We start from the raw sequence: 2,112 nt of genomic DNA on the forward strand, positions 1-2,112 counted from the left end.
GTCGGCTCGATGATTGGTGGCGGTATCTTCTCGCTGCCGCAGAACATGGCGGCGCGTGCCGATGTCGGCGCGGTGCTGATCGGCTGGGGGATCACCGCGGTCGGCATGCTGGCCCTGGCGTTCGTGTTCCAGACCTTGGCCAACCGCAAGCCTGAGCTGGATTCGGGGGTGTACGCCTATGCCAAGGCCGGCTTCGGCGACTACATGGGGTTTTCGTCGGCCTGGGGCTACTGGATCAGCGCCTGGCTGGGCAACGTCGGCTACTTCGTGCTGCTGTTCAGCACCCTGGGGTTCTACTTTCCGGTATTTGGTGAAGGCAATACGCCCATCGCCATCGGCTGCGCCTCGCTGCTGCTGTGGGCAGTGCACTTCCTGGTGCTGCGCGGCATCAAGGAGGCGGCGTTCATCAACCAGGTCACCACCGTGGCCAAGATAGTGCCGCTGGTGATGTTCGTGGTCATCGCGGCATTTGCCTTTCGCGCCGATATCTTCACCCGGGACATCTGGGGCCTGAGCAACCCGCAGTTCGGCAGCGTGCTGGAGCAAGTGCGCAACATGATGCTGGTGACCGTGTTCGTGTTCATCGGCATTGAGGGCGCCAGCGTGTATTCCGGGCGAGCCCAGCGCCGTTCGGACGTGGGCAAGGCCACGGTCATTGGTTTTCTCGGCGTGCTGGCGCTGCTGGTGCTGGTCAACGTGTTGTCGCTGGGGGTAATGACCCAGCCGGAGCTGGCCGGGTTGCAGAACCCGTCGCTGGCCTCGGTGCTGGAGCATATCGTCGGGCCCTGGGGCGCCTTGCTGATCAGCCTCGGGCTGGCGGTGTCGCTGCTTGGCGCGCTGCTTTCATGGGCGTTGTTGTGTGCCGAAATCCTTTACGCCACTGCGCGCGACAAGACCATGCCGCGCTTTCTGACCAAGGAAAACGCCAACCAGGTGCCCGCTAATGCCTTGTGGCTGACCAACTGCATGATTCAGGGCTTTCTGCTGATCACGCTGTTTTCGGCGGGCACCTACACCAGCCTGATCTACCTGGCCTCGTCGATGATCCTGGTGCCATACCTGTGGTCGGCGGCCTATGCCGTGCTGTTGGCGGCACGCGCAGAAACCTATGCCGGGCAGCCTGGGCTGCGGCGCAAGGACTTGCTGGTGGCGGTGGTTGCCTTGCTATATGCGGTGTGGCTGCTGTACGCCGGCGGGCTCAAGTACCTGCTGCTGTCGGCGCTGTTGTACGCCCCCGGTGTGATCCTGTTCGCCAGGGCCAAGCGTGAACAGGGGCAGGCTTTGTTCACGCACTGGGAAAAGCTGATTTTTGCCGCCGTGCTGGCGGGTGCCGCGCTGGCCGCCTATGCCCTTTACTCAGGGCTGCTGAGCCTGTGACGGGGCAGGGCAGGCGTGCTCCGGGCGCGACCAGATCCACAGGTTGCCCAGGGTCATGCCGGCGATGGCCAGAAACACCGGCCAGTGGTGTTCCAGAAAGGTCAGCATCAGGCCTGCACACAGCAACATGCTGATGGTCGCGCTGACCTTGGCCCGGCGCTGGATCACCTTGCCATTGCGCCAGTTGTACAGGATCGGCCCGAACAGCCGGTGGTTTTCCAGCCAGGCTGACAGGCGCGGCGAACTGCGCGTGGCGGCCCAGGCGGCCAGCAGGATGAACTCGGTGGTCGGCAGGCCGGGGATCACGATCGCGACCAACCCGATTCCCAGGCTCACGTAAGCCAGGATTCCGTACAGCAGGCGGGCGAGTTTCGAGCGGGCGGGTTGGGTCATGGTCTCACTGCAAAAACGGTTCGGCCACCGGAAGGGTGGCCGGGTACGGCGTATCAAACCAGCGCGGCATCCACAGCATAGGCGTGCTTGAGCAGTTCGGTGAAGCGCTCGAAGGCGGCGACTGCGCCACGCTCGGCAGCGGCTTCCTCTTCGGCCGACAGCGCCAGGCCATCGAGGATGCGGGTGAACTGCTTCCAGCCTTCGGCACGGCCGCCGGCCGGTTCGCCCAGGTGGCGGGCACCGAAGCTGTCGGACAATTCCAGGGCCACGGCACGCTTGATCAGAAACGCAGCGCCCAGTTTGGAGCCTTCGGAGACGAAGATCCAGCCCATTGCTTCGCCC

Annotated in this window: 3 protein-coding genes; 1 reads left to right on the forward strand and 2 read right to left on the reverse strand. The window is 64.3% G+C overall.

Annotated features, from left to right (window positions below):
- Positions 1-1,377, forward strand: a 1,377-nt coding sequence (arcD, locus tag HP547_RS28475; RefSeq protein WP_172288833.1) for an arginine-ornithine antiporter, incomplete at its 5' end; no start/stop codon positions are given.
- Here arcD and HP547_RS28480 read toward each other — a convergent pair.
- The gene (locus HP547_RS28480; RefSeq protein WP_172231835.1) at positions 1,357-1,770 is read right to left on the reverse strand and encodes a YbaN family protein; all 414 of its coding nucleotides are present in this window, start codon (positions 1,768-1,770) and stop codon (positions 1,357-1,359) included. The genes arcD and HP547_RS28480 overlap by 21 nt on opposite strands.
- A gap of 53 nt (positions 1,771-1,823) precedes the next feature.
- Positions 1,824-2,112: biliverdin-producing heme oxygenase (locus HP547_RS28485; protein ID WP_172288835.1), on the reverse strand; the 289-nt coding region annotated here is incomplete at its 5' end.

Source organism: Pseudomonas sp. CM27, from assembly GCF_013179515.1.
Lineage (GTDB): Bacteria > Pseudomonadota > Gammaproteobacteria > Pseudomonadales > Pseudomonadaceae > Aquipseudomonas.